This window comes from Mycobacterium sp. TH-M15 (genome assembly GCF_057473705.1).
The window spans coordinates 1-2891 of record NZ_JBYCLB010000174.1 but is presented as its reverse complement, the minus strand read 5'-3'; the positions used below and the strand labels follow the sequence as shown (position 1 = coordinate 2891).

At 66.8% G+C, this 2891-nt stretch carries 4 protein-coding genes and 1 pseudogene; all 5 read right to left on the bottom strand.

The window, feature by feature from the left end; translation table 11 throughout:
* Positions 1–272 (bottom strand): annotated as a pseudogene (locus AC2VNT_RS04125) (single-stranded DNA-binding protein); the annotation flags it as partial.
* A 47-nt stretch (positions 273–319) separates the two neighbouring features.
* Positions 320–1351, bottom strand: coding sequence for a membrane protein insertase YidC (yidC, locus tag AC2VNT_RS04120; RefSeq protein WP_486945642.1), 1032 nt, complete (start codon positions 1349–1351; stop codon positions 320–322).
* Between the two features lie 43 nt (positions 1352–1394).
* Positions 1395–1700, bottom strand: coding sequence for a membrane protein insertion efficiency factor YidD (gene yidD / locus AC2VNT_RS04115; RefSeq protein ID WP_486945641.1), 306 nt, complete (start codon positions 1698–1700; stop codon positions 1395–1397).
* A 2-nt stretch (positions 1701–1702) separates the two neighbouring features.
* Positions 1703–2071: a ribonuclease P protein component gene (rnpA, locus tag AC2VNT_RS04110; protein WP_486945640.1), complete on the bottom strand. Its 369-nt coding sequence runs from the start codon at positions 2069–2071 to the stop codon at positions 1703–1705.
* 17 nt (positions 2072–2088) lie between these two features.
* Positions 2089–2232 (bottom strand): 50S ribosomal protein L34, encoded by a 144-nt coding sequence (gene rpmH, locus AC2VNT_RS04105; RefSeq protein ID WP_068111553.1) that lies wholly within the window; start codon positions 2230–2232, stop codon positions 2089–2091.
* Between the last annotated feature and the right edge of the window lie 659 nt (positions 2233–2891).

Genomic DNA, 2891 nt, shown 5'->3' with positions numbered 1-2891 from the left:
CGGGTCAGCTCCTGGAGCGCGTCGAGAACCTCGCCCGTGCGGCCGACCAATTTGGTGAGGTCCTCACCACCGTCGATGCTCACCACCGCACGACGCCCCTCGACGTCCAGGTCGATGTCACCGTCGAAGTCGAGCAGGTCGAGCAGCTCCTCCAGGTAATCCCCGGCGATCTCCCCCTCGGCGACCAGTCGGTCCTCCAGCGTCTCGCCGGCATCGGGTGCCGCGCTCTCCAGGTCGCTGTCGCTTTGCTGCGGGTGCTCCGCGTCCGTCATCTTCCGTCTCCCTACTCTCGCCGACTATCTCGCGCTCATGCGGCGGGTCATCGCTTCCGCCGTTTCGGCTTGCCACCGGGCCGCGTCCCCCGCGGCCGTGTCCCTGGGTTGGGATTGACCGCACGCGCGCCGGGTCCCTCGGTGCCGGCGTCGTCCGACCGCTCCACGGCCACCGACTCCGGTTCGACGTCCGCCGCCGCATCCCCCACCGGCGCCTTGGCCGGTCGCTTCGGCTTGGCTCCCGGCGCCGGGGCGTTGGCCGCCCGCCGGCGCAGCACTTCGTCTTTCTTGGCCTCGTCCTCTTTGGCGATCTTGTCGAAGACGTAGTGTTGCTGGCCGAACGTCCAGATGTTGTTGGAAAACCAGTAGAAGATGATCGCCAGCGGCAGGAACGGCCCGCCGACCACGACGCCGAGCGGGAAGACGTACAGCGCCAGCTTGTTCATCATCGCGGTCTGCGGGTTGGCGGCCGCCTCCGGGCTCTGCCGCGCGATCGACGCGCGGCTGTTGAAGTACGTCGCGATGCCGGCCAGGATCATCACCGGCAGGCCGACCGCGATGACCGCCGGTTGACTGAAAACGGTGAACGCCTCCAGCCCGGTGCGCTGGGTCATGAAGGCGCCGATCGGTGCACCGAACAGGTTCGCATCCAAGAAGTGCCCGACGTCGGCGGGGCTGAAGCCGTAGTTTCCGGTGACCCGGTTCTCGGCGATCGACAGATGCGGCTGACCGAACCCGCCGGTAGTCCGGTTGAACGACCGCAGCACGTGGTACAGACCGAGGAAGACCGGTACCTGCGCCAGCATCGGCAGGCAGCCCAGCACCGGGTTGAAGTCGTGCTCACGCTGTAGCTTCTGCATCTCCAGCGCCATCCGTTGACGGTCCTTGCTGTACTGCTTCTGCAGTGCCTTGATCTGCGGCTGTAGCTCCTGCATCTTGCGGGTGGTGCGGATCTGTTTCACGAACGGCTTGAACAGCAGCGCCCGCAGGCTGAACACCAGGAAGACGACCGCCAGCGCCCAGGCGAAGAAGTTGGTCGGACCCAGCATCCAGGCGAACGCCTTGTACCAGAACAACATGATCCACGACACCGGGTAGTAGACGTAGTCGAGACTTAACGGGTTAAACACCGGGCCTACTTTCCACTAGCTTCTCGCACGAGGCGGCCCGCTGAGCTGCGCGCTGCGGGATCGGATCCCATCCGCCGGGATGCCAGGGACCGCACTTCGCCAGCCGGACCGCACTCAAAAAGCCCCCGCGGATCAGCCCGTACTCGGCCAGGGCATCCACCGCGTACCGGCTGCAGGTGGGTATGAACCGGCAGCTGGGCGGGCGCAGCGGCGAGATCGTCTGCCGGTAGATCTCGACGACGAAGATCACTGCCTGCGCCGGCCAGCGGCGCCAGCCGCCCGTCGCCCGTCGTCGCATCCTCATCGAGTCGCACCTGCCGAGCGCCGGGTTGCCCGCAGACCGGCCCGCAGCTGCCGTTGCAGCACCGCAGATGGCACCCGACTACTGCCCGGGAGCGCGCGGATCACCACCTGCTCGGTTGGCTCCAGCTCGGCAAGGAGGCCGCCGGCAACGTGCCGCAGCCGCCGCGCGACCCGATGCCGCTGCACCGCAGATCCGACCGACTTGGCGATAATCAGGCCCACCACCGGTTCAGGGGTGATCCCGGCCGCAGTCACGTGCACCGTCCGGCTATGGACGACGATGTCGGATTGTGCGGCCCGACGTCCGCATCGGACCGTCGCACGGAAGTCGGCGGGCCGCCGCATTCGATGCCGCGCGGGGAGCACCGGTCGGCTGTCCGTGCTCAAGCAGTCAGCGCGCGCCGGCCTTTGCGGCGCCGGCCGGAGACGATGGCCCGTCCCGCGCGGGTACGCATCCGCAGCCGGAAACCGTGTACCCGTGCCCGGCGTCGGTTGTTGGGCTGGAAGGTCCGTTTGCCCTTGGCCACGGCACACTCTCCTTGCTGCATTACGCATCGCGGCGCGGCATTCGGCCTGCCGCAGACGATGCATTTGATAAGCCTGGTTAACTTCTGCGTCTCGCTGCCCGGCGCGGGCCCGAGGTCACCGGTCGCAGCCGTATCGCCGACGTTCGGGCGACTGTTAGAGGGTACTGATGCGGCTTGCGCCGGTCAAACCTGGTCCGCACCGCTTCGAAAAGCCTCGCCGCCGATGCCCACACTTCACAATGGTCACATTCGTATCCAATCCTGCGTCTCTACGTTCCGGTCGAGCAATTGCATTGCAAGAAGTGGTGGTCACCCGCGCCGAAACCTGCTAGCTTCTGGCCATGCCGTTTCGCGCCGGAACGGTTCCCGATCACGAACCAAGGATGGCGACGCGGCAGGGTCTGCCAGACCACACACCCGCCGTCGCCCACACGTTCTCCACAGCTGTGGATATCGGTGTGGATAGCCAAGCTTCGTGGCAGTACTCTGCACTCCGATGCCGAACCACCGCAGAGGGCCGCGCCGTTGACCGCTAACCCCAGTTCCGACTTCGCCTCGCTGTGGGCATCGGTGGTCTCCGAACTCAACGGCGTCGGCGAGACTTCCCCGGACGCAGCCGTTTCCAGGCCGGCGCTGACTCCTCAGCAGAAGGCCTGGCT

Bases quoted from the DNA above. Each gene is read 5' to 3' on its own strand.
- yidD (WP_486945641.1), bottom strand. From the start codon at position 1,700: ATGCGACGACGGGCGACGGGCGGCTGGCGCCGCTGGCCGGCGCAGGCA.
- yidC (WP_486945642.1), bottom strand. From the start codon at position 1,351: ATGTTGTTCTGGTACAAGGCGTTCGCCTGGATGCTGGGTCCGACCAAC.